This is a genomic window from Streptomyces sp. NTD91, from assembly GCF_059510455.1.
The window spans coordinates 25,430-51,432 of the sequence record NZ_JCAJZW010000052.1; the positions used below are offsets into that span (position 1 = coordinate 25,430).

The 26,003-nt window shown below is 73.0% G+C and carries 27 protein-coding genes and 3 pseudogenes; 19 read left to right on the top strand and 11 right to left on the bottom strand.

What is annotated here, in order from left to right; genetic code table 11:
- The first annotated feature begins 14 nt into the window (after nt 1–14).
- Genes AC5WRT_RS34025 through AC5WRT_RS34055 form a run of 7 tightly spaced genes read left to right on the top strand, consistent with a single transcriptional unit; the run spans nt 15 to nt 3,704 of the window.
- On the top strand, nt 15–278 hold the full coding sequence (locus AC5WRT_RS34025) for a gas vesicle protein GvpG (RefSeq protein WP_496100899.1): 264 nt from the start codon (nt 15–17) through the stop codon (nt 276–278).
- Nucleotides 275–934, top strand: coding sequence for a DNA primase (locus AC5WRT_RS34030; RefSeq protein ID WP_496098018.1), 660 nt, complete (start codon nt 275–277; stop codon nt 932–934). The genes AC5WRT_RS34025 and AC5WRT_RS34030 overlap by 4 nt, the downstream gene beginning before the upstream one ends.
- On the top strand, nt 931–2,070 hold the full coding sequence (locus tag AC5WRT_RS34035; protein WP_496098017.1) for an SRPBCC family protein: 1,140 nt from the start codon (nt 931–933) through the stop codon (nt 2,068–2,070). The genes AC5WRT_RS34030 and AC5WRT_RS34035 overlap by 4 nt, the downstream gene beginning before the upstream one ends.
- A complete protein-coding gene (locus AC5WRT_RS34040; protein ID WP_496100900.1) occupies nt 2,067–2,462 on the top strand; it encodes a gas vesicle protein in 396 nt (131 codons plus the stop codon). Before AC5WRT_RS34035 ends, AC5WRT_RS34040 begins: the two co-directional genes overlap by 4 nt.
- Nucleotides 2,459–3,220, top strand: a complete 762-nt coding sequence (locus AC5WRT_RS34045) for a GvpL/GvpF family gas vesicle protein (RefSeq protein WP_496100901.1) — start codon at nt 2,459–2,461, stop codon at nt 3,218–3,220. The genes AC5WRT_RS34040 and AC5WRT_RS34045 overlap by 4 nt, the downstream gene beginning before the upstream one ends.
- Nucleotides 3,217–3,426, top strand: a complete 210-nt coding sequence (locus AC5WRT_RS34050; RefSeq protein WP_496098014.1) for a gas vesicle protein — start codon at nt 3,217–3,219, stop codon at nt 3,424–3,426. The genes AC5WRT_RS34045 and AC5WRT_RS34050 overlap by 4 nt, the downstream gene beginning before the upstream one ends.
- The gene (locus AC5WRT_RS34055) at nt 3,423–3,704 is read left to right on the top strand and encodes a gas vesicle protein K (RefSeq protein WP_496098013.1); all 282 of its coding nucleotides are present in this window, start codon (nt 3,423–3,425) and stop codon (nt 3,702–3,704) included. Before AC5WRT_RS34050 ends, AC5WRT_RS34055 begins: the two co-directional genes overlap by 4 nt.
- A 124-nt stretch (nt 3,705–3,828) precedes the next feature.
- Here AC5WRT_RS34055 and AC5WRT_RS34060 read toward each other — a convergent pair whose 3' ends face one another.
- The 3 genes from AC5WRT_RS34060 to AC5WRT_RS34070 form a co-directional block, all read right to left on the bottom strand.
- Entirely contained in the window at nt 3,829–3,999 is a 171-nt protein-coding gene (locus AC5WRT_RS34060) for a hydrophobic protein (RefSeq protein WP_496098012.1), read from the bottom strand.
- A gap of 74 nt (nt 4,000–4,073) precedes the next feature.
- Nucleotides 4,074–4,895, bottom strand: a complete 822-nt coding sequence (locus AC5WRT_RS34065; protein WP_496100902.1) for a class I SAM-dependent methyltransferase — start codon at nt 4,893–4,895, stop codon at nt 4,074–4,076.
- A gap of 123 nt (nt 4,896–5,018) precedes the next feature.
- On the bottom strand, nt 5,019–6,512 hold the full coding sequence (locus AC5WRT_RS34070) for a bifunctional phosphatase PAP2/diacylglycerol kinase family protein (protein WP_496098010.1): 1,494 nt from the start codon (nt 6,510–6,512) through the stop codon (nt 5,019–5,021).
- Nucleotides 6,513–6,960: 448 nt separating this feature from the next.
- On the opposite strand from AC5WRT_RS34070, the gene AC5WRT_RS34075 reads away from it, so the two are divergent.
- Together AC5WRT_RS34075 and AC5WRT_RS34080 are read left to right on the top strand one after the other, a co-directional pair.
- The gene (locus tag AC5WRT_RS34075) at nt 6,961–8,580 is read left to right on the top strand and encodes an ABC-F family ATP-binding cassette domain-containing protein (RefSeq protein WP_496098009.1); all 1,620 of its coding nucleotides are present in this window, start codon (nt 6,961–6,963) and stop codon (nt 8,578–8,580) included.
- Nucleotides 8,581–9,150: 570 nt separating this feature from the next.
- Nucleotides 9,151–9,535, top strand: a pseudogene (locus tag AC5WRT_RS34080) (DUF6158 family protein).
- 116 nt (nt 9,536–9,651) lie between these two features.
- Here AC5WRT_RS34080 and AC5WRT_RS34085 read toward each other — a convergent pair.
- From AC5WRT_RS34085 to AC5WRT_RS34100, 4 genes are read right to left on the bottom strand one after another with little or no spacing between them, the layout of a single operon-like run.
- Nucleotides 9,652–10,194 (bottom strand): type 1 glutamine amidotransferase domain-containing protein, encoded by a 543-nt coding sequence (locus AC5WRT_RS34085; protein ID WP_496098008.1) that lies wholly within the window; start codon nt 10,192–10,194, stop codon nt 9,652–9,654.
- Nucleotides 10,143–10,811 carry a diguanylate cyclase gene (locus AC5WRT_RS34090; RefSeq protein ID WP_496098007.1) on the bottom strand — a complete coding sequence of 223 codons (669 nt, stop codon included), beginning with the start codon at nt 10,809–10,811 and terminating at the stop codon, nt 10,143–10,145. Before AC5WRT_RS34090 ends, AC5WRT_RS34085 begins: the two co-directional genes overlap by 52 nt.
- Complete coding sequence (locus AC5WRT_RS34095; RefSeq protein WP_496098006.1) at nt 10,808–11,185, bottom strand: DUF2795 domain-containing protein; 378 nt, start codon at nt 11,183–11,185, stop codon at nt 10,808–10,810. Before AC5WRT_RS34095 ends, AC5WRT_RS34090 begins: the two co-directional genes overlap by 4 nt.
- 16 nt (nt 11,186–11,201) lie before the next feature.
- Entirely contained in the window at nt 11,202–12,998 is a 1,797-nt protein-coding gene (locus AC5WRT_RS34100) for a thiamine pyrophosphate-requiring protein (RefSeq protein WP_496100903.1), read from the bottom strand.
- A 478-nt stretch (nt 12,999–13,476) separates the two neighbouring features.
- Here AC5WRT_RS34100 and AC5WRT_RS34105 point away from each other — a divergent pair, with 478 nt between their 5' ends.
- The 6 genes and pseudogenes from AC5WRT_RS34105 (at nt 13,477) to AC5WRT_RS34130 (ending at nt 18,597) form a co-directional block, all read left to right on the top strand.
- A complete protein-coding gene (locus AC5WRT_RS34105) occupies nt 13,477–14,493 on the top strand; it encodes a ribosomal eL19 family protein (protein ID WP_496100904.1) in 1,017 nt (338 codons plus the stop codon).
- Between the two features lie 230 nt (nt 14,494–14,723).
- Nucleotides 14,724–15,980 carry an aminotransferase class I/II-fold pyridoxal phosphate-dependent enzyme gene (locus AC5WRT_RS34110; RefSeq protein ID WP_496098003.1) on the top strand — a complete coding sequence of 419 codons (1,257 nt, stop codon included), beginning with the start codon at nt 14,724–14,726 and terminating at the stop codon, nt 15,978–15,980.
- Nucleotides 15,977–17,119 (top strand): MBL fold metallo-hydrolase, encoded by a 1,143-nt coding sequence (locus AC5WRT_RS34115; RefSeq protein ID WP_496100905.1) that lies wholly within the window; start codon nt 15,977–15,979, stop codon nt 17,117–17,119. The genes AC5WRT_RS34110 and AC5WRT_RS34115 overlap by 4 nt, the downstream gene beginning before the upstream one ends.
- Nucleotides 17,120–17,243: 124 nt before the next feature.
- Entirely contained in the window at nt 17,244–17,687 is a 444-nt protein-coding gene (locus AC5WRT_RS34120) for a hypothetical protein (protein ID WP_496100906.1), read from the top strand.
- A gap of 236 nt (nt 17,688–17,923) precedes the next feature.
- Nucleotides 17,924–18,103 (top strand): annotated as a pseudogene (locus AC5WRT_RS34125) (hypothetical protein); the annotation flags it as partial.
- Between the two features lie 68 nt (nt 18,104–18,171).
- Entirely contained in the window at nt 18,172–18,597 is a 426-nt protein-coding gene (locus AC5WRT_RS34130) for an OsmC family protein (RefSeq protein WP_496098000.1), read from the top strand.
- Nucleotides 18,598–19,031: 434 nt separating this feature from the next.
- Here AC5WRT_RS34130 and AC5WRT_RS34135 read toward each other — a convergent pair whose 3' ends face one another.
- The 3 genes from AC5WRT_RS34135 to AC5WRT_RS34145 all read right to left on the bottom strand — a co-directional run bounded on the left by AC5WRT_RS34135 (nt 19,032) and on the right by AC5WRT_RS34145 (nt 21,709).
- Nucleotides 19,032–19,841 carry an SAM-dependent methyltransferase gene (locus tag AC5WRT_RS34135; protein ID WP_496100907.1) on the bottom strand — a complete coding sequence of 270 codons (810 nt, stop codon included), beginning with the start codon at nt 19,839–19,841 and terminating at the stop codon, nt 19,032–19,034.
- Nucleotides 19,842–19,894: 53 nt separating this feature from the next.
- Entirely contained in the window at nt 19,895–20,758 is an 864-nt protein-coding gene (locus AC5WRT_RS34140; RefSeq protein WP_496097998.1) for a Sco1979 family transcriptional regulator, read from the bottom strand.
- Nucleotides 20,759–20,881: 123 nt separating this feature from the next.
- Complete coding sequence (locus AC5WRT_RS34145) at nt 20,882–21,709, bottom strand: helix-turn-helix domain-containing protein (protein ID WP_496100908.1); 828 nt, start codon at nt 21,707–21,709, stop codon at nt 20,882–20,884.
- Nucleotides 21,710–21,738: 29 nt separating this feature from the next.
- Here AC5WRT_RS34145 and AC5WRT_RS34150 point away from each other — a divergent pair, with 29 nt between their 5' ends.
- From AC5WRT_RS34150 to AC5WRT_RS34160, 3 genes are all read left to right on the top strand, one after another.
- Complete coding sequence (locus tag AC5WRT_RS34150; protein ID WP_496100909.1) at nt 21,739–22,866, top strand: ADP-ribosylglycohydrolase family protein; 1,128 nt, start codon at nt 21,739–21,741, stop codon at nt 22,864–22,866.
- A gap of 73 nt (nt 22,867–22,939) precedes the next feature.
- Nucleotides 22,940–23,248, top strand: a complete 309-nt coding sequence (locus AC5WRT_RS34155) for a 4a-hydroxytetrahydrobiopterin dehydratase (RefSeq protein WP_496097995.1) — start codon at nt 22,940–22,942, stop codon at nt 23,246–23,248.
- A gap of 5 nt (nt 23,249–23,253) precedes the next feature.
- Complete coding sequence (locus AC5WRT_RS34160; protein ID WP_496097994.1) at nt 23,254–24,024, top strand: class I SAM-dependent methyltransferase; 771 nt, start codon at nt 23,254–23,256, stop codon at nt 24,022–24,024.
- Nucleotides 24,025–24,047: 23 nt separating this feature from the next.
- On the opposite strand, the pseudogene AC5WRT_RS34165 reads toward AC5WRT_RS34160, so the two are convergent.
- Nucleotides 24,048–24,184 (bottom strand): annotated as a pseudogene (locus AC5WRT_RS34165) (glycoside hydrolase family 48 protein); the annotation flags it as partial.
- 344 nt (nt 24,185–24,528) lie between these two features.
- Here AC5WRT_RS34165 and AC5WRT_RS34170 point away from each other — a divergent pair.
- Nucleotides 24,529–26,003 (top strand): cellulose binding domain-containing protein (locus AC5WRT_RS34170; protein ID WP_496100910.1); only part of this gene is annotated, 1,475 nt, incomplete at its 3' end.

A 26,003-nucleotide genomic window follows, 5' to 3' on the forward strand; every position in this document is an offset into this window, starting at 1 on the left:
AAGGGAGTGACACCGTGGGACTGATCGGCGAGGTCCTGCTGCTGCCGTTCGCACCGGTGCGCGGGAGCGCGTGGGCGATCAGGCACGTGCTCCGTGAGGCGGAACGGATCTACTACGACCCCGCCACCGTACGGGCCGAGCTGGCTCGCCTCGAAGAACAGCTGGAGGCGGGCGAGATCACCGAGGAGGAGTTCGACCGGCGCGAGGACGAACTGCTCGACCGGCTGGAGATCGCCCTGCACTCCGGCGACCACACTGGCGACGGGACGACACGATGAACCGTATGGCACTGGGCCTCGCCCTGGGGGCCGGATACCTCCTGGGGCGCACCAAGAAACTGAAGATGGCCATGGCGGTCGGCTCCGTCGTGGCCGGCAAGAAGCTCAACCTGACGCCGCGGGGCGTGGCCGAGCTGGTGAACCAGCAGCTGCGCGACAACCCGCAGTTCAAGGAGATGGGTGACCAGCTGCGCCAGGACCTGAGGGGCGTCGGCAAGGCCGCCTCCGGGGCCATGGTCGAGCGGCAGATGACGGCGCTCGCCGACCGGCTGCACAGCCGCACCGAACAGGTGCGGGGCCAGCTCTCCGGGGCGGCGCCCGGTACCGGCTCCGAGGAGGAGCAGGAGTCGGGCGGGGACGAGGACCGGCAGGAGAGCCGCAAGGAGTCCGCCGAGCGTGAGCGCGGCACGGGCGAGCGATCGGGTGGCGCGGACGAAGGCCGTGAGGACGAGCGGCGTCGGGAGCGTCCGGCCAAGAAGGCCGCGCAGAAGAACGCGCCCGGCCGGAAGGCCGGGGAGCGCGGCGCCGCGGCCCGGAAGACGGCGCCCAAGAAGACCGGTGCGGCCCGCAAAGCGGCCTCGAAGCAGACGGCAGGGGCCGCGGGCGCCGCACGCGGCGCCCGTTCCCGGCAGGCGAAGGGCGGTGACGACCGATGACCGACGCACTCGGATCGGCCACCGGCGCGGCCGGCAAGGCGACCGGCGCCGTCACGGACAAGGCCAACCCGCTCACGGACCTCGCCCACAGCGAGGCCGCCGACCGCCTGAAGGCGGAGGCGCAGGAGTACCTCGGCGCACAGGCTCAGCGCGTGCTGGTCGGCCTCGGCCGCAAGCTCGGCGAGACGACCGGCAAGCTGAACGACATCGCGGAGGGCAAGAGCCCGGGCTTCGCCAAGCTGGCCCTCGACGGCGGGCGCAAGCTCGCCGAGGGCAAGGGCCCGCTGCGTACGGCGCTGGAACTCGGGGCCTCGCGCGCCAAGGAGAACGTGATGGACGCGGTCAAGAGCCTCGGGGGCGGCGGAAAGGGGAAGAAGAAGGGCGGAGGCAACAAGCCGACCGTCATCATGGAGTCCGTCGACGTGGGCGTGCCGGTGCGCACGGCCTACGACCAGTGGACCCAGTTCCAGGACTTCGGCAACTTCGCCAAGGGCGTCAAGAACGCGAGCCGCGCCGACGACACGCACTCCGACTGGCAGGCGAAGATCTTCCTGTCCAGCCGCAGCTGGAAGGCCACCACCACCGAGCAGGTCCCGGACCAGCGCATCGAGTGGACCTCGGAGGGGGCGAAGGGCACCACCAAGGGCGTGGTCACCTTCCACCCGCTCGGGGACAACCTCACCCGCGTCCTGCTGGTCATGGAGTACTACCCGAGCGGCTTGTTCGAGAAGACCGGCAATATCTGGCGCGCCCAGGGCCGCCGGACCCGGCTGGACCTCAAGCATTTCGCCCGCTTCATCACCATGAAGGGCGAGGCGGACGAGGGCTGGCGCGGCGAGATCCGCGACGGCGAGGTGGTCCGCAGCCACGAGGACGCCATGGCCGAGGAAGAAGAACAGCAGGCCGAGGAGTCGCAGGAGCCCACCGGCGAGGAGGAGGCCGAGGGCGCCGGGGACGAGGACCAGGACGAATACGAGGACGAGGACGAGGAGGAAGAGGGCGAGGAGGGCACCGAGGACGAGTCCGACGAGGCCGGCGAGTACGCGGACGAGGACGAGGAGCCCTACGAGGACGAGGAGGAAGAGGAGTACGAGGAGGAAGAGCCCCGGTACGCCGAGCGCGGGAGCCGTCGATGACGACACCGAGCCGGGCGGCGCCGGGCCGGTTCCCCGAGCCCTACGGGCAGGGCTCGGGGGCCAACCTCGCCGACATCCTCGAACGGGTGCTCGACAAGGGCATCGTCATCGCGGGCGACATTCGGATCAACCTGCTCGACATCGAACTCCTCACCATCAAACTCCGGCTGATCGTCGCTTCGGTGGACAAGGCCAAGGAGATGGGTATCGACTGGTGGGAGAGCGACCCGGCGCTGTCCTCCCGGGCCCGCCGCGACGAGCTGGCCCGGGAGAACGCCGAGCTGAGGGAGCGGCTGGACCGGCTCCAGGAGCTGGAGTCGGGCAGCAGTGCGCCCGTGGAACGGCGCCACGCGCAAAAGGAGCATGACCGCGCACCGAAGGAGGCGCCATGACAGGACTGCGCTACGTGTACGCCGTCTGCCGCCCCTTCGCCACGCCGCTGCAGTCACAGCTCTCCGGTGTCGGGGGCGCGCCGCCGGCGCTGCTGCACCACCACGGGCTGGTCGCGGTCGTCAGCCAGGTCCCGGAGGCCGACTTCGGCGAGGAGGCTCTCAAGGCCCACCTGGAGGACCTGGACTGGCTGTCCGCCACCGCCCGTGCCCACCAGGGGGTGATCGACGCGCTCACCACCGTCACCACACCACTGCCGCTCCGGCTCGGGACCGTCTTCCGGGACTGCAGCGGGGTGCGCACCATGATCGAGGCCCGCGAGGACGACTTCCGGAGCACCCTGGACCGGCTGGAGGGCCGGGTGGAGTGGGGCGTCAAGCTGTATCTGGAGGCCGAGCCCGGCGAACCCGCCTCGCAGCCGGCCGCGCGGCCCGCGAGCGGTCGCGACTATCTGCGCCGGCGCCGCGAAAGCACCCACGCGCAGGAGGAGCGGTGGCAGCGGGCCGAGGCGTTCGCCCGCTCGCTGCACGAACGTCTTTCCCGGCACGCCGAGGATTCCCGGCTGCACCCCCCGCAGAATTCCGCGCTGTCCGCAGAGCCCGGCCGTAACGTCCTCAATGCGGCCTATCTGGTGCCCCGTAAGCACTGCGAGGAATTCGTGGAACTCGTGGACCGCACAAAGGACGAGGAACCCGGAATCCGGGTGGAACTGACCGGTCCCTGGGCTGCTTATTCCTTCGTGGGGGAGGCGGCGCCGTGACCGTTGTCGAACGGCGCGAGATCGCACTCGTCGACCTCCTGGACCGACTGCTCGCGGGCGGCGTCGTCATCACCGGTGACATCACCCTGCGGATCGCGGACGTCGACCTGGTGCGGATCGATCTGAACGCGCTGATCAGCTCGGTGAACGCATCGGTCCCCTCGCCCTTCGAGCTTCCCGGCGGCCACCACGAGGAGGGCCCGTGACCCCGCGCAACCGGCTCGACCTGGACCCCGAGTCCGTCGATCGTGACTTGGTGAAGCTGGTGCTCACGGTGGTGGAACTGCTCCGGCAGCTGATGGAGCGGCAGGCCCTGCGCCGCGTGGACACCGGTGAGCTGACGGAGGAACAGGAGGAGCGGATCGGGCTCACCCTGATGCTCCTGGGGGAGCGCATGGAGGAGTTGTGCGAGCGCTACGGACTGCGGCCCGAGGACCTGAACCTGGACCTCGGGCCGCTCGGACCGCTGCTTCCCCGCGAGTAGGGCCTGTCCGAGAATTCCCGTCTGCCGCGCGACGCCCTGCACGCACTCTCAGCGCACCTGACGCCGCGCGGCCGCCCTTCGGGCGACGACGCGGACAGACCCCGGCCCACCGCGGTCCGCTCACTCACCAGCGATACCAGCGACCCCTGCCGCCCGCCGCGGTGGTGCTGCGGACCAGGAAGCCCAGCAGCCAGATGACCAGCACTGCCAGGGCGATCCACCAGAGAACCTTTACCGCGAATCCGACCCCGAAAAGAACGAGCGCCAGAAGCAGTACCAGAAGGATGGGAACCATAGTGTGAACCTCCTGAGATCCGAGTTTCCCGAATTTCGCGGATCAGGCTTGCTCCCGGCATGGAATCTCGCGGATCAGGCCTCTTTACGGCACAGAATCTCCCCGTGCAGGACCGAGAACCAGCCGTCCTCCCGCCGGCCCCACTCCCGCCAGGCCTCTGACACGGCCGCCAGCTGCTCCCCGGTGGCGTGACCGCCGCCCACCGCCCGCTCCGCGTAGGCCGAGGCCAGGGTGCGGTCCGCCCACAGACCGCTCCACCAGGCCCGCTCCTCGGGCGTGGCGAAGGTCCAGGTACTGGAGGTGGCGGTGATGTCGGTCAGTCCGGCGGCCAGCGCCCACGCCTTCAGCCGGCGCCCGGCGTCGGGCTCGCCGCCGTTGCCGCGGGCGACCCGCTCGTACAGGTCCAGCCAGTCGTCCAGGCCCGGTACCGCGGGATACCAGGTCATCGCCGCGTAGTCCGCGTCACGTACGGCGATGAACCCGCCCGGCTTCGTCACCCGGCGCATCTCGCGCAGCGCCTGCACCGGGTCGCCGACGTGCTGCAGCACCTGGTGGGCGTGGACGACGCAGAAGGTGTCGTCCGGGTGGTCCAGGGCGTGCACGTCGGCGACCGCGAAGTCCACGTTGGCCAGGTCCCGCGCGGCAGCGGTGGCCCGGGCCCGCTCCAGGACGTCCGGTGCGTGGTCGACCCCGGTGACATGGCCGTCCGGGACCCGTTCCGCCAGGTCGGCGGTGATGGTGCCGGGCCCGCACCCGATGTCCAGGATCCTCATGTGGGGCTTGAGGGAGCCGAGCAGATGGGCCGCGGAGTTCTCCGCGGTCCGCCAGACGTGCGACCGCAGCACCGACTCGTGGTGCCCGTGCGTGTAGACGGCGGTCTCCCGCGCATTCGGCATGGCTGTTCCCCTTCACCCTCGTCACCCGCTGGTGCACCCCACCGTACGCGCGCATGCCAAATGATGAGACCACCGTTTTGCATGCTGGACCGTCGCATCGTCGGTCGGCCTGCCGACGCGACGTCAGTCGGCGGCCGTGAGGGGGCGGTAGACCGTCAGCGCTTTCGGCAGCTTCTCCACGGTCACCTCGCCCGACGCGGACGTCACCTCGCCGTCGTACGCCAGCGGCGTGCCCGGTGTGACACCGGTCAGCCGGAGCCGCTGCGCCTGCACCGCCTTGTGCCCGGAGGAGCCGGTCAGCGGGCCCGCCGCGGCCGCCGCCAGCAGCCGCAGCGCGGGCCGCCGGCCGCCGTGCACCACCCGCACGTCCAGCAGGCCGTCCGCGAGATCCGTACGGCGACCGGGCGCGAGCCCCATCCGGTGGTAGACGCCGTTGCCCACGAACAGCAGCCACAGCGGCCGCCGTTCTCCGTCCAGCTCCACCTCCAGCGGATGCCGGTCCGCGCGCAGTACCCGCAGGGCGGCCAGCAGCCCCGCCGGCCAGCCGCCGATCCGGTGCGACCAGCGGGTACGCACCCGCACCAGCTCCGGATAGACACCCAGGCTCAGCGTGTTCAGGACGACGCCCTCGCCGCCGTCGGTGGCATACCGGACCGCGTCCACCCGCACCGCCTCGCCGTGCCGGACCGCACGGGCCAGGTCGCGTTCGTCCTCCACGCCCAGGTCCAGGGCGAAGTGGTTCAGGGTGCCGCCGGGCAGCACCGCGAGCGGCAGGCCGTGCCGCAGCGCGACCCCGGCGGCCGCGTTCACGGTGCCGTCGCCCCCGCACACGCCCAGCACCTGTGCCCGGGCCGCCGCCTTCGCCAGCTCGTCGCCGACGTCGTCCGGCGCGCACTCCACGATCTCCGCCCGCGGCAGCGCGTCGTGCAGGGCACGGACCCGGTCCGCCGTCCCCGAGGCCCGGTTGACGACCATCACCAGACCCTCGCCCTCCGGCAGCGCCGGCACCTCGGCCCGCGCCCGGGCCCCGCGCCGCACCTGCGCACGGGTCGGCACCAGCCGCCGTACCAGGAAGGCCGCGCCCGCGCCGAGAGCCGCCCCCGCCACCACGTCGCTCGGGAAGTGCACCCCCGTGTACACCCGGGAGGCCGCCACCGACAACGCCACCGGCGCCACCGCCGCGCCCCACGCCGGGGACTCCAGTGCCACCCCGGTCGCGAACGCGGCCGCCGACGCCGCGTGCCCGGAGGGGAAGGACGTCGTGATCGGCTGCCGCTTCAGCTGCCGCACCAGCGGAACCGGGTCCAGCATCGGCCGCGCCCGGCGCACCGAGCGCTTGCCGATCGTGTTGATGGCCAGCGAGGCCACGCTGAGCGAGGCCAGGCCGCGGGCGGCGGCACGGCGGGCCCTCGGGGTGCGGATCGCGGCCATGGCGCCGGCCGTCGCGAACCACAGCACCCCGTGGCCCGCCGCCCGGCTCAGGCGGGGCAGCACCCGCTCGGCGCCGGGCCAGTGCCGGGCGGCGGCCGCTTCGAACAGGCGGCCGTCCAGCTCCAGCAGCCGGCACAGCGGGCTTCGGCTCGTCATGCGCGTGGTCAGATCCAGGTCAGGGGTCATGGGGTCCGGTTACCCTGAAGCGGCCGTTCCTTGTGCCCGCCACCTGCTGGACGCCGCCGTACCGGGCCCGCGCCGACGCCGCTCTGCGAGGCGCAGGGCGCCGCGCCGTCAAAGACGCTCGCCGACGAGGACGTCGACGCCCTGTACGCCCCCTGCTGCGCGCCCGGCCCACCACCGGCGCGTCGGCTCGAGCGGGGCGACGCCGCCGGTACAGGCGCACGATCCTCGTGGGCGTCCCGCGGCGTGGCGGCCCCGGCCCGGTCCGGCGCCGTGAGGCCGACGCCGCCGCGAGCGGCGCCCGCGCCGTCGCTGGGAGGCCCTGCCCCGGGCGGGCACCACCGTCCAGCCGACCCGGTGGACACGTCCGGGCGGCAGGGGGGAGTGCTTTCGGCGGCCCCGCCCGATAACGGCTTGCCCCTCACCTGCGCCGCCCGGAGAATCCCTGCCCATGGGACATCTGGAAGCCGCGCACCTCGAGTACCACCTCCCCGACGGGAGGACCCTGCTCGGGGATGTGTCCTTCCGGGTGGGCGAAGGCTCCACCGTCGCTCTGGTCGGACCCAACGGCGCGGGGAAGACGACCCTGCTGCGGCTGCTCTCCGGCGAGCTGAAACCGCACGCCGGCACCGTCACCGTCAGCGGCGGCCTCGGCGTGATGCGCCAGTTCGTCGGCTCCGTACGGGACGAGACGACCGTACGGGACCTGCTCGTGTCCGTCGCGCCGCCCCGCATCCGCGAGGCGGCCGGGGCGGTCGACGAGGCCGAGCACGCCCTCGTGACCGTCGACGACGAGGCCGCCCAGCTGGCGTACGCGCAGGCCCTGGCCGACTGGGCCGAGGCGCGCGGCTACGAGGCCGAGACACTGTGGGACATGTGCACCACGGCCGCGCTCGGAATGCCGTACGACAAGGCCCAGTGGCGCCAGGTGCGCACCCTCTCCGGCGGCGAGCAGAAACGCCTCGTGCTGGAGGCGCTGCTGCGCGGCACCGACGAGGTGCTGCTGCTGGACGAGCCGGACAACTACCTCGACGTACCCGGCAAGCGGTGGCTGGAGGAGCAGCTGCGGGAGACCCGCAAGACCGTCCTGTTCGTCTCCCACGACCGGGAACTCCTCGCCCGCGCCGCCGAGAAGATCGTCTCCGTGGAGCCCGGCCCGGCCGGCGCCGACGCCTGGGTGCACGGCGGCGGCTTCGGCACCTACCACGAGGCCCGCCGGGAACGCTTCGCCCGCTTCGAGGAGTTGCGCCGCCGCTGGGACGAGAAGCATGCCCAGCTGAAGAAACTGGTCCTGAACCTGCGGCAGGCCGCCGCCGTCAGCCACGAGATGGCCTCCCGGTACGCGGCAGCCCAGACCCGGCTGCGCAGGTTCGAGGAGGCGGGCCCGCCGCCGGAGCCGCCCCGCGAGCAGGACATCACCATGCGCCTGAGGGGCGGCCGCACCGGTGTACGGGCCGTCACCTGCGCCGGACTCGAACTGACCGGCCTGATGCGCCCCTTCGACCTGGAGGTCTTCTACGGCGAGAGGGTCGCGGTTCTCGGCTCCAACGGCTCCGGCAAGTCCCACTTCCTGCGGCTGCTGGCCGGCGAGGACGTCGCGCACACGGGGGAGTGGAAGCTGGGCGCACGCGTCGTACCGGGGCACTTCGCGCAGACCCACGCGCACCCAGAACTCCGTGGCCGCACCCTGCTCGACATCCTGTGGAAGGAGCACTCCCAGGACCGCGGCGCCGCCATGTCCCGGCTGCGCCGCTACGAGCTGACCGGCCAGGCCGAGCAGACCTTCGACCGGCTCTCCGGCGGACAGCAGGCCCGTTTCCAGATCCTGCTGCTGGAACTGGCCGGCGCCACCGCCCTGCTGCTGGACGAGCCGACCGACAACCTCGACCTGGAGTCCGCCGAGGCCCTGCAGGAGGGCCTCGAGGCCTTCGAGGGCACGGTTGTCGGGGTCACCCACGACCGCTGGTTCGCCCGCTCCTTCGACCGCTACCTGGTCTTCGGCAGCGACGGGCGCGTCCGCGAGACGCCGGAACCGGTCTGGGACGAACGCAGGGTCGAGCGGGCCCGCTGACCCCACCCCGACAGGGCGGACGGACCGTTCGCGGGCCCACCCGGTTCACCGGGGCCGCCGGGACGTCACTTCCGGCGCAGCGGCGTGCCCGGGCCGCCCGCCTCGTCGTCGCCGGTGTCCGCCGGCACCGGAGGCAGCGACAGGACCGGCGCGTCGATCATCACGGCCGCCCGGACCAGCGCGCGCCGTCGGCGCGGGCCCGCCCCGTCCTCCGCTCGCCGACGGCCTTCGGGTCGTTCCAGCGGGCGGCGGGCTGGTCGGGGTCCTCGGCGATCCGCACCTCGCGGTGCGTGTCGGGCGCGACCGGGCGGATCAGCGGCTCGGCCGGCCCGTGCCCGCGCGCCGCCTGACCACCTGCGGCAGCCCGTCGGCGGCCGCCGCCGCGCAGGGCAGGTGACGGGCCGGCCGACCACGGGGTCCCGCGGCCGGCTCCGGCAGGGCGTCACCCGCGGCAGCGCACCCTGGTGCGCCCCGCCGTTCCTCCGGGCCCCGGGTGGGGACACCCTGATGACCCCCTCGCCGTCCCGGCGTGGGGGGCCTGTCGCCGTGAGCGGAGGCCCAGGACCCCGGATGTTCGTACAGTGGATTCAGGAACGCGAGCTCCATGGATCCCTGGCGGAAACCGCTCGGGGGCAGCGCCCGCCGGGAGGGTACCCGGACCGGGACCCAGGACACGGACACGACGAGCGGGGTACCAATGACCGGAGTCGACCCCAGCCGACTGGACGACCAGCAGCTCATGAAGGAGCTGGAGACGATCCACCGCACGCGCCACGACACCCTCCTGTACGGCTCGAACGACGCGCTGCGGACCCACAACGAGCGCATGGCGCAGCTGGAGGGCGAGTATCTTCGCCGCAACCCGCGCCGCCTGGTCAGCGCGGGCCGCACCCGTGAGGGCGCCCGTGAACGCCGCTGCGGCGAGGCGGTGACTCCGGGGACGTCCGGCACCTGAGGCGCACCGTCCGCGGCCGGCCCGCGGGTCCGGGCGTGGCAGGACCCGGGCGCCTGGACCCGGGCGTGAAAAAGGGGGCCGGCCCGTGCGGGCCGGCCCTCATGGGATACGGCGGCTCAGCCGGGCTCCCCGGCGAACACGTGCAGGAACGCGTCGCAGAACGCCTTCAGATCGTCCGGTTTGCGGCTCGTCACCAGCTGGTTGGGGCCGTGGTCGCAGATCTTCACCTGCTCGTCCACCCAGGTGCCGCCCGCGTTGCGGATGTCCGTCCGCAGACTCGGCCAGGAGGTCAGCACCCGCCCCCGTACGACATCCGCCTCCACCAGCGTCCACGGCGCGTGACAGATCGCCGCGACCGGGCGGCCCCGTTCGAAGAACTCCTTCACGAACGCCACGGCCTTGCCGTCCATCCGCAGGAAGTCCGGATTGGCCACCCCGCCGGGCAGCATCAGACCGCCGAACGACCCGGCCGAGGTTTCGCCCACCACCTCGTCCACGGGAAACGTGTCCCCCTTGTCGAGATGGTCGAAGGCCTGGATCTTCCCCGGCTTCGTCGACACCAGCACCGGCTCGTGCCCGGCGTCCGAGGCCGCCTTCCACGGCTCGGTCAGCTCGACCTGCTCGACACCCTCCGGTGCCGCCAAGAACGCGATACGCATGATCCTCGCTCTCCTTTCCGTTCCCGGGCGGCCCGCCGGCAGCGCAGCAGTTCCTCGCCGTACGGCAGCACCACGCACAGGCAGATCGCCACCCCGATGCCCGCCAGATAGCCCGGTGACAGCGGGCGCGGGCGCCGCAGCAGCCGCCAGGCGTCCGGATCCCCGCGCCCTGCCCGCGCCAGCGACCGCACCTGGTCGGCGTGCAGACACACCAGCGACGCGAGCCCACCGAACGGCAGCGACTCCAGAAAGCTGTGGATGTGCTGCTCGGCCGGCCTGACCTCCCGGTCGCTGTCGACGGCCGTCCGCACGTCCCACCACGCCGTCGCCTCGTGCACCAGCGCGCCCGCCAGCAGCACGGTCAGCAGCCGGGGATTGACCCGGTAGCGCAGGGTCAGCGTGATCGGCACGCCGACCTCGGCCATCATCAGCGCGTGGATGACGGACTCCTTCGTCCCCGCCGTGTCCTCGATCCGGGTGCGCCGGTGCATCGCCCAGTCGGCGAGCCCCGGCGCGAACCAGCCGGGCAGCAGCCCGTACAGCAGGAACCGGACGGTCGCCACGTCGGCGTCGACAGCGACACCCTCTGAGATCTCGGCCGCCTGGCCCCGCCTCATGCGCCGCCCGCCAGCGCCTCCGCCAGTTGCTGGACGTTCTCGTAACGCGCCGACTGCGGCAGCCGGGCCACCGCGTCGACCAGCGTGCCCGGCGCGTTCTGCCTGCGCAGGATCCGGGCCACGTCCCGCGCGGTCGCCGGGAACGAGCCCCTGTTCAGGGCGCGTGTCAGCTCCGACCGCACCCGCTCGAGCGACGCCGGCGATCCCAGGCCGCCCACGGGGCCGCTCCACACCTCCGGGTCGTCGTCCGCGGCCGGTTCGGGGTCGTGCCACTCCTCGACCCGCGTCGGATGCCCGGACCTCAGCAGTCCCTTCAGCTCGTGCTTCATCTCGTCGTCCCGGTGGACGTTGAGCCGGTCACTGCCTCGCTGCATGTCTTCCTCCAGGGCGCTAGCTCTTGTCCTTGCCGGGCAGGAACTCCTGCACCTTCGCCTTCAGCCCCTGTTTGATCATCGACTTGCGTTCGGCGTCGCCCTTCAGGATCGCCGTGGCCGTCGCCTCCATCTGCTCCCAGGTGGCGTGCGGCGGGATCGGCGGCACGGAGGGGTCCGTGAGGAACTCGATCACGCACGGCCCGTCGGCCTCCAGCGCCGCGCGCCAGCCCGCCTCCACGCCCTCCGGCTTCTCCACCCGGACACCGGTGAGACCGAGCGAGCGGGCGAACGCCGCGTACTGCACGTCCGGGATCTCCTGTGACGGCAGGAACGACGGCGAGCCCTCCATCGCCCGCATCTCCCACGTCACCTGGTTCAGGTCGTGGTTGTTCCACACCGCCACCACCAGCCGCGGATCCGACCAGCGGTCCTTGTACTTCGCCGCCGTGATCATCTCCGCCAGACCGTTCATCTGCATCGCGCCGTCGCCGACCAGCGCGAACACCGGCCGGTCCGGATGCGCGAACTTCGCGCCGATCGCATACGGCACACCGGGTCCCATCGTCGCCAGCGTCCCGGACAGCGAACCGCGCATGCCCGGGCGCATCGTGATGTGCCGCGCGTACCAGTTGGCGACCGAACCGGAGTCCGACGTCAGGATCGCGTCGTCCGGCAGCAGCGGATCCAGCGCGCGGGCCACGTACTCGGGGTTGATGGGGTCCGCGGACAGATGGGCGCGCCGCTCCATCGTGTCGTGCCAGCGCCGCACGTTCGCGCACACCGTGTCGTACCACTCGCGCCCGCCCCGGTCGGCCGTCAGCAGCGGGATCAGCCGCCGCAGCGTCGCCTTCGCGTCGCCGACCAGGTTCACCTCGTACGGGTAGCGCATGCCGATCATGTGCGCGTCGATGTCGATCTGCACCCCGCGCGCCTTGCCGAAGTCCGGCATGAACTGGGTGTACGGGAAGGACGACCCGATCGTCAGCAGGGTGTCGCAGTCGCGCATCAGCTCGTACGAGGGCCGGCTGCCCAGCAGCCCGATGGGGCCGGTGACGTACGGCAGCTCGTCGCTGAGGACGTCCTTGCCGAGGAGTGCCTTGGCGACGCCCGCGCCGAGCAGTTCGGCGATCTCCTGCACCTCGGCGACCGCGCCGGCCGCGCCCTGGCCGACCAGGATCGCCACCTTGTCGCCCTCGTTCAGCACGTCCGCCGCCCGGCGCAGCGCCTCGTCCGTCGGGGTCATGGTGTACTCGCTCATGCCCATGCTGGAGGGCACCATCTTGAACTCGTGCGTGGGCGGCGAGTAGTCCAGTTCCTGCACGTCGGCGGGGATGATGAGCGCGGTGGGGCAGCGCCGGGCGTAGGCGGTGCGGACCGCCCGGTCCAGGACGTTCGGCAGTTGCTCCGGTACCGTCACCGTCTCCACGAAGTCCGAGGCGACGTCCTTGTAGAGGGTGTGCAGGTCGACTTCCTGCTGGTAGGAACCGCCCATCGCGGTCCGGTTGGTCTGGCCGACGATCGCCAGCACCGGCACGTGGTCGAGCTTGGCGTCGTACAGGCCGTTGAGCAGATGGATGGCGCCCGGCCCCGAGGTCGCCGCGCACACGCCGATACGGCCGCTGAACTTCGCGTACCCGACGGCCTCGAACGCGGACATCTCCTCGTGCCGCGACTGGATGAACCGCGGCCGGTCCTCGGCACGTCCCCATGCGGCGAGCAGCCCGTTGATGCCGTCACCCGGATACCCGAAGACCTGTTCCACGCCCCAGGCCCGCAGGCGCTCGAGGATGTGGTCGGAGACCTTGGTGCTCATGAAAGGACCTCCCCATGGGGGTGCGAGCGGACGATCCGGTCAGCACACACCGAGTCACCTGCACTGGAGACGGAAAACCTCCCGGAGGGGTGGAGACGGGGGGTTTGCGGGCCGGTGTGCGGCGCCGGGAGCGTGCGGTGGGACGCCGGGTGCCCGTGCGGAGGAAGGGGGCGTGCGGTGCCGTTCGGCCCCGGCGGGGTGGGCGGGACGCCGCGGCGAAACCGGCGGGCGGTGTGCGTCACCCGGCTGGGCCCCGCTGTCCCGCGAATGGGGTCCGGCCGCGCGCGCAGCGCCGCCGCGCGGGCTGTGATGGCAGCGAGGGCACGCCCGTGCCCCGCACCCGCGACGCCGTCGGGCAGTGCCCGGGCACCGCCGTCCCCGCCGTACCGGCGACGACGCCCGACGCACCGCCGTACCGGCGTCCGGTGTGCCGCCGCCCGCCATAGCCGCCCGCCGTGCCTGCCGAGGAGCCCTTCCCATGCGCCGCAGCACCGCCCGTGCCCTGTCCGTCGCCTTCGCCGCCGGTGCCGTGCTCGCCCTCGCGGGGCCCGCCTCGGCCGCCATCCTCGATCCGGGCGCGCCGCCCCCGACCCCGAGCGTCGTGGGCGTCATCCCGGACAGCGTCCCCGGACCGTGTGCCGCACCCCAGCAGTGCGGGGGGTCTGCCGACGCCGCCCTCCCTGACGCCGCCCTCCCCGACGCCGCCCTCCCCGACGCCGCCCTCCCCGACGCCGCCCTCCCCGGCGGCGCCCCGGAGGACCCCGCCGCTCCGAGCGGTGCAGGGGGCGCCCCGAGCCTCGACGGGGTCACGCCCACCCGTGACGACTCGGCACCGGACGTCGCTCCGAACGGTTATGGCGTCGCTCCGTCCCCGCAAGTCGCCCCGTCCTTTCCGGGCGCCACCCCCAGCCGTGACACCTTCCCCCCGGTCCGCGAGGGCATCACCCCGGGCCGTGTCGGTGCCGTCCCGGGTCAGAACGGCATCGCCCCGGGCCGTGTCGGTGCCGTCCCGGGTCAGAACGGCATCGCCCCGAGCCGTGTCGGTGCCGTCCCGGGTCAGAACGGCCTCACCGCTGGCCGTGACGGCACCGTCCCGGGTCAGAACGGCCTCACCGCTGGCCGTGACGGCACCGTCCCGGGTCAGGGCGGCATCTCTCCGGGCCGTGACGGCACCGGCACGTGCCTACCGGGGCAGTCGTGCGCCGGCCGGACGCCGTGCCGTGAGGCCGGCCGGTGCGAGGGCGACGGCCGTGACTGCACCGGCTCCGGGGCGTGCTCGGACGCCGGCCGCGGCTGCGCGCAGGGCCACGGCGGCGACAGGTGCGAGCCGCCCACCCTGCGGCACGGGGTCGAGGCCGGTACGGGGGGCAGCCTCACCGACTCGGTCCCGGCCCTTGCCGCCGGCGTGACCCTCATCGCCGCGGCCTGCGGCGCAGCCGGCTACCGGCTGCACGGCCGCTGGCGCTCCGCGGTGAGCCGGTCCGCGGACGTGTGAGCCGGAGGACGTCCGTCACCCCCTTGCACTGTCGCCCGGCGGGTACACACCCTCCCGAGGGCACCGACAGGCCCTCGCGCCGACCGGCTCCACAGCCCAGGACCGACGCCGAGCAAGCCGCACAGACCACCGACGCCCCACATCCCCCACAGCAGCCCACGACGACACAGCCCGCCCCGGCCCCCCGCCGGACCGGCGGCACCCGGCACCACGACCGCGCGGAGGCGGACATGCGGCGGACGGACCCCGAGGACCACGGCCCCGTCCGCTACGGCCCGCCCCTGCCCGGCGACGGTCTTCCGGTCCTGCCCGAACTCACCGCCGTACTGGCCGCGGCCGCGAGCCGCGCCGACGCCCAGCCCGTAGGCGGTGCCCCCGCACTCCTGGAGGCGGCCTGCGGCTACTGGACCCGGCGCGGACTGCCCACCGTCCCCGACCAGGTGGCCGCGGGACCCGGCGCTCCCGCACTGCTGCTGGCCCTCACCGCCGCGCTGGCCTCGGACGGCGGCGACGTCCTCGTCCCGCGCCCCTGCGCCGCCTGGTGGGCGCCGTACGCCCGGGTCCTCGGTAGGCCGGCCTACCACGTGCCGACCCCCGCCGAGAGTGGCGGCGTCCCCGACCCGTACGCCCTGCTGGAGACCGTCCGCCGGGTCCGCGCGGAGGGCGGGGACCCCCGGCTGCTCGTGCTGTCCGTCGCCGACGACCCGACCGCCACCGTGGCCCCGCCCGAACTGCTGCACGAGACCGTCGAGGCCGCCACGGCCGAAGGCCTGCACCTGGTCAGCGACGAGACCTGGCGCGACAGCCTGCACCACCCCGAGGACACCGTCCTGCTCAGCCCCGCCGAGATGGCGCCCGACCGGGTCACCGTCGTCACCGACCTCGCCGGGTCCCTGCTCCCGCCCGGCTGGCCCGCCGCCGTCGCTCGCCTCCCCGCCACCGAACCCGGACGGCGGCTCCACGCACGCGTGCTCGACATCCTCACCGCGCTCGGCGCCCGCATCGCCGTACCCGTCGCCGCCGCCGCCGGGTACGCCCTCGACGAACCCCCGCCCGTCACCGAGCGCCGGGAGGCCGTGGTACGCCTGCACGCGCGTGTGGCCGCTGCCGCGCACGCCGCCGTCGTCGCCGCCGGGGCGCTCGCCCGCCCGCCGCAGGCCGGTCGCCATCTGTACGCCGACCTCGGGCCGTTGCGCGAACCCCTCGCCGAACAGGGCATCGGCGACGCCCAGGAACTGGAGGACCTCCTCACCGACCGCCTCGGCATGCCCGCGCCGGGCGGCCACCGCTTCGGCGACGACCTCGGGGCGCTGCGCGTACGCCTCGCCACGGGCCCCTTGCTGGGAAGCACGGACGACGAACGCATGGAATGTCTCACCTCACCCGCGCCGTTGGAACTGCCACACGTGCAACGCGCGTTGATCTCCTTGACGTCGGTCCTCGACGATCTCCGCGACGACGCTCAGCGATGGGAGCCTCCTCGATGACGCAGCAGACGCATGAGCCCGAGACGCACGAGCCCGCACCGGCCACGAAGGCCACCACCTCGCCGACCGGCACGACTCCGGCGAGCGCCACGACGGCGACCGCGACAGCCCCATCGGCCGCGACGACCGCGCCGCGCCGCAGCTCCCAGGTCCCCCTGGCGCCCCCTTTCCCTCCGCCGGCCGTGCCCCGCCCGCTCGGCGAACGCCGCGTCTGGCCGCGCACCTTCCACGACCGGCTCACCGCCCCGCTGCCCGGCCTCAAGGCCCTCGCCCGCTTCGCCCGCGAGGGCTCCGTACGCCCCGGCTCGGCGGGCCTGGCCGACATCCCCCGGCTCCCGTGGGCACCCGCCCCGCTGCCCCGTGTCGACACCCGCACCCTCGCCGTCACCTGGGCCGGACACGCCAGCTGGGTCGTGCGGATCGGCGGCCTCACCGTCCTCACGGACCCGGTGTGGTCCCGCCGCATCCTCGGCACCCCGGCCCGCATCACCCCCGTCGGCGTGCCCTGGGGCTCCCTGCCCCGTGTCGACGCCGTCGTCATCAGCCACAACCACTACGACCACCTCGACGCGCCCACCCTGCGTCAACTTCCCCGCGCCACCCCGGTGTTCGTGCCGGCGGGCCTCGGCCGCTGGTTCCGGCGCCGCCGCTTCACCTGCGTCACCGAGCTGGACTGGTGGGAGGGCGCCGAACTGTCCGGCGTCCGCTTCGACTTCGTCCCCGCCCATCACTGGTCCAAGCGCACCCTCACCGACACCTGCCACAGTCTGTGGGGTGGCTGGGTCCTCACCGACGCCGACGGACAGCGCCTCTACTTCGCGGGTGACACCGGCTACGGCCACTGGTTCTCCCGGATCGGCCGCCGTTACCCCGGCATCGACCTCGCCCTCATGCCCATCGGCGCCTACGACCCCCGCTGGTGGCTCAGCGACGTCCACTGCGACCCGGAGGAGGCCGTCCAGGCCACCCTCGACCTCGGCGCCCGCCGCATGGCCCCCATGCACTGGGGCACCTTCATCCTCTCCGCCGAGCCGGTCCTGGAACCGCTCACCAGAGTGCGGGCGGCGTGGGAGAAGGCAGGGCTGGAGCGGGAGGACCTGTGGGATCTGCCGGTCGGGGCTTCACAGGTGCTCGAGTGAGGCGGGCGCGGGGAACCGCCGCACCAGACGCGGCATCGCGCTGCTTCGCCTCCTTCACGCGACTCCCCGAAGCCTACGGGCAGGAGTAGGGTCGGCGGCGAAACCCGGAGGTGAGGGGGACGCCATGGGACAGACGCGGGGTACCTCCGAGACGCCCGCGCCCGCATCCGCGCCGGTGCGGGTCATCGCCATCGCCAGCCTGGCCCCCCTGGAGGAACTGGAGGACGACCCCTTCCTCGTCGACTCCCGCAGCCAGCACGCCATGTGCGCCCGCTGGGCCGCCGAGCACGGATACGTCATCGCCCGCGAACTCCTCGTCGGCGGACTGCGTTTCGACCACGGCGCCCTGTGGGACGGAGTCCGGCCCGGCGTGGACGTGTTCGTCGCGCCCAGCCTGCGCGTCCTGCGAAGGGCCCTGTCCTCGGTGGAGGCGTTCACCGCCGAGTGCGCGCGCCGCGGCGTCCGGGTGGAGACCGTCGGACGGGCCGAGCCGTCGTACGACGCGCAGATGAAGGCCCGCGTGCACCGTCGGCTGTCCATGCCGACGGCCGGCTACGACGGCCGCTGACACCCGGCCCACCAGCCCACAGGGGCCGCCCGCGTCCGGTACGGCTCCGGGCGTGCCGGGCCCGGTATGACAAGGTGGGGCCCGGCCCGGTGGGCCGGCGAAGCCGCAGGGGGGCCTTCCGTCGCGGGGGCGGCGAGGGCCGGGACGTGAGGTGGACAAGGCGTGCGAGACGTGCGGTGGTTGCGGGCAACCTGGCCGTCGACAACGCCCTCGCCCGGCCGCCGGCCTCCGCCCTGGTCAACCCGCTGCACCGGGCCGAGGACTTCCCGCCCGGCGCACCGGTGCTGGATATCACAGACGGCCGGCGCGGCGTCCTGCGGGTACGCCGTGAGCACGCCTGTCCGATCCCGCAGGGACGTCGCCTGCCGTTCACGTCGCGTGGGCCCGTCTTCAGAGTGCGACGAGCCCGGATGTGATCGGATAGGGGCACGGAAAACCCCGTAACGGACCTCACGTCACGGGATCCCACGAGAAAGGAACCACCGTGGCCACCACGCGCACCGCGCACACCCTCTGGGAAGGCAACCTGCTCGAGGGCAACGGCGTCGTCACCTTCGACTCCTCCGGCATCGCGCAGCAGCCGGTCACATGGGCCTCGCGCTCCCAGGACGCGAACGGCAAGACCAGCCCCGAGGAGCTGATCGCCGGCGCCCACTCCAGCTGCTTCTCCATGGCCCTCTCGCACGCCCTGGCCGGCGCCGGCACGCCGCCCACCCGGCTGGAGACCAAGGCAGACGTGACCTTCCAGCCGGGTGAGGGCATCACCGGCATCCATCTCACCGTGCGCGGCGAGGTGCCGGGCCTGGACGCCGAGGGCTTCGCCTCCGCCGCCGAGGACGCCAAGAAGAACTGCCCGGTCAGCCAGGCCCTGTCCGGTACGACCATCACGCTGACGGCCGAGCTGGCCTGACCCCCGTACGACGCCGGATGCCGCGTCCCGCTCGGGGGCGCGGCATCGCCGTTGCCGGGGCGCCCGCGACCCACGAGGGCGAGGACGACACCGCCCCCGCCCCCTCGGGGGGCGACGCCGCGCACCGGGCCGGGTTCAGCACCACGGAACCGGGCTCCCCGCGTGGGACCGGTTGGATATCGCCGCGGACGGTCAGGCACTTTGGGCAATTGCCCGGCTCGATCTCCACCCGCGCCGGGCCGGAGCGCTTGCCGGCCGCACACAGCGCGGACCCGATACCGGGACGGGTCCCCACCGCCCGGCGGCGCGACCACGCACCGCCTCACCGTCTCCGCACCCCCCGCCGTGCTCGGCGATGACACCGTCCGCCCGGGCCGGCCGATGCCACCGGGGTCCCGGCCTCCCCGCCGGACGCACGAACCGGCACGTACTGCTCAGTGCTTGACCGCCACCCCTGCGTACATCGGCACGACACCCTCCGCCTGGGCTGCCACGTCCACCGGCTCGGGACGCCAGCCGTACACCGGGATGACACCGGGGCCCAGCAGGTCGAGGCCGGTGAAGAAGCGGGAGAACTCCGGGAGCGTACGCGGATGGAAGGGCGTCCCGCTTCGGCGGAACAGCTCGGCGGCCCGGGCCACGCCCTCGGGGCTCAGGTCCTGCGTGACCTGGGACAGGATCAGGAAACTGCCGGGGGCGAGCGCGTCGACGTACCGCTCGACCAGCCCGTACACGTCGTCCTCCGCGTCACCCAGGTAATGGGTCAGCGCCACCAGGGACAGGGCGACGGGCCGGGCGAAGTCGAGGGACTCACCGGCGAGTCGCAGGATGGTGCCGGGATCGCGGACATCGGCGTGGACGTAGTCCGTGCTGCCCTCGGCGGTGCCGCGCAGCAGCGCCTCGGCGTGCCGCAGCACGATCGGGTCGTTGTCCGCGTACACCACCCTGCACTCCGCGGCCACGCCCTGTGCGACCTGGTGCAGGTTGGGCTCGGTCGGGATGCCGGTGCCGATGTCCAGGAACTGCCGTACGCCGGCCTCGGCGGCCGTACGGACGGCCCGGTGCATGAACCGCCGGTTGGCGCGCGCCCCGCGCACCACCGTGTCGTCCACCGCGAGGATCCTGCGTGCGAGTTCCTCGTCCACCGGATAGTTGTCCTTGCCGCCCAGCCACCAGTCGTACACCCGGGCGGGGTGTGGACGGCTGGTGTCGATCGACGCGGGCGTGACATCGCGGGCGGTCATCTGTGCTGTTCCCCCTGAGGTCGGTGCGGATGTGCTGTCACCAGGTCGTGCGGTCACAAGGCCATGCGGAACTCCCGCAGCAGGGTGCGCGTGCGCTGGGTCGAGGCGGCGCGGGCCGTCATGTGGTCCAGCACCTCCAGATGCGCGGCCACCTCGCGTCGGGAGTCCAGGTACAGGGCGCCGGTCAGATACTCGGTGAACACCATGTCCGGCAGCTCCGGCTCCGCGAACCGGAAGAGGGTGAAGGGCGCGTACGTCCCCGGGTGCGGGCCGGCCGCGAACTCGGCGACCTGCAGCGTGACCCGGTCCCGCTCGGCGTACTCCAGCAGCCGGTCCACCTGAGCGCGCATCACCTCGGGGCGCACGCTCACCGGGCGCCTGAACACCGTCTCGTCCATGATCACCCACAGGTGCGGCGGGTCGTCCCGGTCCAGCAGCCGCTGCCGCTCCATGCGCAGCGACACATGCCGCTCCACGGAGGCGGGCGAGGTCTGCCCGATCGTGCCCGCCGCCAGCACCGCGCGCGCGTAGTCCTCGGTCTGCAGCAGACCGGGGACGAAGTGCGGCTCGTAGGAGCGGATGATCCGGGCGGCGCCCTCCAGGCTCACGTACAGGCTGAACCAGTCCGGGAGCACGTCGTGGAACCGCTGCCACCAGCCCGGCTGGTTGGCCTCCTCGGCCAGCCGCACGAACGCGGCGGCCTCCTCCTCGGGCACCCCGTAGGTGTCCAGCAGCACCTGCACGTAGGGGATCTTCAGCGCGACCTCGGCCATCTCCATCCGCCGCACGGTCGCCGACGCCACCCTGAGGACCTGGGCGGCCTCCTCCCTGCTGAGGTTCGACGCCTCACGCAGTTCCTGCAGCCGTTTCCCGAGCACCACCTGGCCCACGGTGGGCGCAGCCCGCCGCTCACTCACGCCACGCCCTCCCCACGCGCCGAAGTACCCCGGCAGTCTGCCATGCGATGCCGTTTCGCACACCGGTCCGAAGCGATTCGGCCAGGCATGAGGGGACGGGTCGGACGGTGGGCACGGCGGCGGTCAACCCACGAGTGTCTGGAGGAACTTGATGGTCGCCGGGTCGGCGGGCAGGAACGTCTCGATGGCGAGTTCGGCTACCGTGACGTCCATCGGCGTGTTGAAGGTGGAGATCGACGACACGAACGACAGCACGCGCCCGTCGTGCTCGATCCGCAGCGGCAGGGCGAAGTACGGCACCGGCTCGGCCGGTTCGTCACCCGGAGCGTCCTGCGGCACCGGATAGGCGGCCACCTCCTCGTACAGGGCGCGCAGTTGGTCCGAGCGCTGCAGCGCGATCTGCCGCTCCATCTGCGCCAGCAGATGCCCACGCCACTCGCGCAGATTACGGATGCGCGGCGCGAGGCCGTGCGGATGCAGGGTCAGCCGCATCGCGTTCGGCGGCGACAGCAGGGTCTGCGGCACGCCGTCCAGCAGCATCGCGATGCCCCGGTTCGCGGCGACGACCGTGTAACCGGCGTCGACCACCAGCGCCGGATACGGCTCGTAGCCCTGGATGAGGCGTTCCATGCCGTCGCGCAACGCCTCCAGCGCCGGGTCGTCCAGCGGGGTCTCCGGATAGTGCGGCGCGTAACCGGCCGCCAGCAGCAGGGAGTTGCGCTCGCGGACGGGGACGTCCAGATGCTCGGCGAGCCGCAGCACCATCTCCTCGCTCGGCCGGGACCGGCCGGTCTCGATGAAGCTGATGTGCCGGGCCGAGGAGTCGGCGCGCAGCGCCAGTTCCAGCTGGGAGACCCGGCGCCGCTCCCGCCAGGCGCGCAGCAGCGGGCCGACGCCCTTGTCGGACGGGGCGGCGGGGAAGGCGGCTTTGCCGGTCGCGACAATGGTCATGGGTACGACCGTAGTCGAGGAGTGCATGCATGTACGGACCGTGGGACAGGGACGGCGCGGCGCAGTACCGCGCCAGGGTGCGCGGCTGCCTGCTGGGCGGGGCGATCGGCGACGCGCTCGGCTATCCCGTCGAGTTCGACACCGTCGACCGGATCCGTGCCGCCCACGGCCCCCACGGGGTGACCGACCTGGTCGCCGGCCCGCACGGCGAGGTGGGACTGATCAGCGACGACACGCAGATGACGCTCTTCACGGCCGAGGCCCTCGTCGAGGCCTACGCCTTCGAAAGGAAGGGGGAACGCCACGACCGCACGAGCACGGGGGACATCTCCGACCGCTGGCCCGAGATGATGCTCCAGGCCTACGGGCGCTGGCTGCACACCCAGTCCCATTCCGGCCCGGGAAGCGCACCTGTGCCGACCGGCCCCCCGGACGGCCTGGTCACCGAGCCGTGGCTGTACGCCCGCCGGGCCCCCGGCAACGCCTGCCTGTCCGGCGTCGCCCAGCGGTACGCCCCCGGCCGTTGGCTGCCCCTCGAGGGCCGTCCGGGCGAGGTCAACCCCGACTCCAAGGGCTGCGGCGCGGTCATGCGCTCGGCCCCCTTCGGCCTCGTCGCCCAGTACGACCACGTCGCCTTCCAGATGGCGGCACGCGCCGCCCAGATCACCCACGGACACCCCACCGGCTACTACGCGGCCGGCACACTGGCCGCGATCGTCGCCAACCTCGTCGCCGGGGACTCCATGGAGGGCGCGGTCCTGCGCGCGATGCGGCTGCTGGCCCGCTACCCGGGTCACGAGGAGACGACCGAGGCCCTGGAGCGCGCCGTCACCGAGGCCGGGGACGTCTCGGTGGCGCCGCCGGAGCGCGTCGAGAAGCTCGGCGCGGGCTGGGTGGCCGAGGAGGCGCTGGCTGTCGCCGTCTTCTGCGCGCTGCATCCGGGCCGTTTGGAGACCAGGCTGCTGATGGCGGTCAACCACTCCGGCGACAGCGACTCCACCGGTGCCATCTGCGGAAACCTCCTCGGCGCGCAGTACGGCGACCACGCCCTTCCGCACGAGTGGATCCAGCGGGTCGAGGGCCGGCCCAGGATCGCCGTGCTCGCCGACGACCTCGGGGCGGTGCGGATCCGCGGATGGCTCTTCGGCCCGGCGTGATCCACCGGAGCCGTCCCGCCACGGCTGTGGCACGCTGGGAGTCCGTGTCGCATCACCGGGAAGGAGCGGCGCCATGGCCGTCGAACCGCTGTCGCAGAAGGAGATCGAGGACCGGCTCGCCGAGCTGCCCGGCTGGTCGGTCGACGACGTCGGCCGGCTCACCCGTGCCTACCGCCTCCGCTCGCACGTCGCGGCCGCCGCGCTGGTCATGCACATCGCCGCCGTGCAGGACGAGCTGGACCACCACTCCGACCTCACTCTCGGCTTCAACACCGTCTCTCTCACCGTGCACACCCACAGCGCCGGGGGCGCCCTCACCGAGAAGGATTTCGCCCTCGCCCGCAGGGTGGAGGACGTCGCCCCAGGCCACGGCGCACACTGAGGGGCGTGCTCGACTACGACAAGGAAGCCGACGCCTACGACGCGTCCCGGGGCGGCGAGGCCCGCGCCGCGGCGGCCGCACGAGCCGTCCTCGACCTGATACCCGGCTCGCCGGGCCGCCTCCTCGACATCGCCTGCGGCACCGGCATCGTCACCCGCCGCCTGGCCGCCGACCGCCCCGCGCTGCGGGTGACGGGTGCCGACCTCGCCGCCGCCATGGTCCGCAGGGCGGGCGCGCGGCTGCCGGGCGCGGTCCTACGGGCCGACAGCCGCCGTCTGCCGTTCCGCACCGGCACCTTCCACGCCGTCACCAGCGTCTGGCTGCTGCACCTGCTGCAGGACCCCGAGGACGTCCGCGCCGTCGTCGCCGAGTGCGCCCGGGTACTGCGGCCCGGCGGGGTCTACGTCACCACCGTCGACAAGGCCGCGGCCCACGACGTCGGCAGCGACATCGACGCCGTCCTTGCCGCCCGCCCGCGCCGCCCCGCCGGGGACGACACCGCCACCGTCGTCGCACACGCCGTCCGGCACGGGCTACGGTCGGCCGGCCGCACCTCGTTCCCCGGCATCGGCCAGGGACGCAGCCCCCGCACCACCGTCGCGGACCTGCGCCGCGGCTGGTTCACCCAGCTGCCACCGGACGAGCCGCGCACCGAGGAGTTCGCCGCGCGCCTGTCCCGCCTCCCGGACCAGGACCGCCCCCGCCCCGACCCGGTGTTCACGGTGCGCGCGTTCCGGAAACCGGCCACGGAGAACGAGCCCCGGCGAACCGGCTGACCGAGAACGCGGCCACGGAAATCGTCGTCGGACCCGCGCTGGAAGGTGTTCGGATACGCGGGCCGCTCGCCGTCGGGCCGCCCTCGCAGGTGCCGCCCGGCGTGTCGCCGTAGCCGTAGACGTTGTCGACGTCCTCGATCCAGTGCATGCCGTAGACGTCGCAGGGCCGGCGCGGCCGCCACGGCTGTCCACCACCGCCGCACGGCTCTGCGTCTGCGTCCGGGATCCATGTGCCGGTTCCTCCTCGGTGGGGGTGCTGCTCGTGAGGGAGTCCTCGGGGAGGTCAAGGCTCGAACCAGTGGGAGCGCTCCCATGATGGAGCCGACCCGGCGAGCGGTCAAGGTGCTTGAAGGGTCGAAAGGATTTGACGGCGGCGCGTGCGGAAAAGTCGGCAACTCTCCTGTGCAACCCGGCTACTTGGCGCTACCTTCCTTCGCACCAGTGGGAGCGGTTCCAGTCGGTCGACGCGCCCGTCACGGCGCGCCCAGCTGCAAGGAGTCGCTCATGCGACACCCCCCGCCTTCAGTGCTTCTGGCCGCCGCCGGCGCGGTCGCGCTCGTCGGGAGCGCGGTCGTACCGGTCGTGTCGGCGCAGGGAGCCACACCCGCCTGCACGGTGGCGTACGCCGTCGGCAACCAGTGGGCCGGTGGCTTCCAGGGCTCGGTGACCCTCACCAACAACCAGGCCGCGCTCAGCGACTGGTCCCTCACCTTCGACTTCACCGACCGTCAGAAGGTGACCCAGGGCTGGAACGCGAGATGGTCCCAGTCCGGCACCACCGTGACCGCAGGGAACGAGAGCTACAACGGTTCCCTCGGCCCGGGCGCGAGCGTCACCGTCGGCTTCCTCGGCTCCTGGTCGGGGTCCAACGCCGCGCCGACCGTGTTCAAGCTCAACGGCACGACCTGCAACACCGACACCACACCGACCCCGCCGCCCACCACACCGCCCCCGTCGGGCGGCGGCACCGCACCCGCACTGCACGTCTCGGGCAACACGCTCGTGGACGCCGGCGGCACCGTCCACCGCCTGCTCGGCGTGAACCGCTCCGGCGGCGAGTTCATGTGCGTCCAGGGCCGCGGCATCTGGGACGGCCCGGTCGACGACTCCGCGATCGCGGCGATCGCGGACTGGAAGGCCGACGCCGTGCGCATCCCCCTCAACGAGGAGTGCTGGCTGGGCCTTTCCAACATCAAACCCGAGTACGGCGGCGCCAACTACATCGACGCCGTCAAGGAGCTGGTGGCGCGCGTCGAGGCGCACGGCATGACCCCGATCCTCGATCTGCACTGGACCCACGGGCAGTACACCGGCAACTCGGCCGGCTGCTCCGACGTGCTCGCGACCTGCCAGAAGCCGATGCCCGACATGCAGTACAGCCCGTCGTTCTGGGCGTCGGTGGCGAGCACCTTCAAGGACGACCCGGCGCCGGTGTTCGACCTGTTCAACGAGCCCTATCCGGACCGGGCGGCCTCCAGCGCGCCCGACGCCTGGAAGTGCTGGCGGGACGGCGGGACCTGCCCCGGGATCTCCTATGAGGTCGCCGGCATGCAGGACCTCGTGGACAGCGTCCGCGGCGCCGGCGCGAAGAACGTCATCATGGCGGGCGGGCTCGCGTACTCCAACGACCTCAGCCAGTGGAGCGCGTACGAGCCGTCGGATCCCGCGGGCAATCTGGTCGCCGCCTACCACGTGTACAACTTCAACTCCTGCTCGAGCGAGAGCTGCTGGAACTCCACCCTCGCCCCGGTGGCGGCCCGGGTGCCGCTGGTCGCCGGGGAGATCGGCGAGAACACCTGCGCGCACTCGTTCGTCGACCAGGTCATGAAGTGGTTCGACGACCACGACCTGTCCTATCTGGGCTGGACCTGGAACACCTGGGACTGCTCCTCCGGACCGTCCCTGATCTCCGCCTACGACGGCACACCGACGGCCTACGGCATCGGGCTGCGCGACCACCTGCGCGCCCTCACCCCCTA